This is a genomic window from uncultured Shewanella sp., assembly GCF_947501665.1.
Taxonomy (GTDB): domain Bacteria; phylum Pseudomonadota; class Gammaproteobacteria; order Enterobacterales; family Shewanellaceae; genus Shewanella.
Genome location: NZ_CANMWS010000117.1, coordinates 1 through 214 on the forward strand (window position 1 = coordinate 1; position 214 = coordinate 214).

Sequence of the window (214 nt, forward strand, 5' to 3'; positions counted from 1 at the left end):
TTTAAATATAAAGATTATTTAATAACGGGTTGTGATGAGTCAAAGCTCTATGATAAGTTTCCACTCACAAATGTTCAGCAAGCATACTTGTATGGTCGTTCAGAATTTTTTGAAATGGGTAGAACTTCTACACATGTGTATAGTGAATTATTGTTTGATACATTAGATCATCAAAGATTAGAGCAAGCACTAAATATTTTAATACAACGTCACC

The 214-nt window shown here is 30.8% G+C and carries 1 protein-coding gene; it reads left to right on the forward strand.

Features of this window, described 5'->3' with window-relative positions; translation table 11 throughout:
• On the forward strand, nt 1-214 hold a 214-nt coding region (locus Q0976_RS24145; RefSeq protein ID WP_299497416.1), incomplete at both ends, for a hypothetical protein.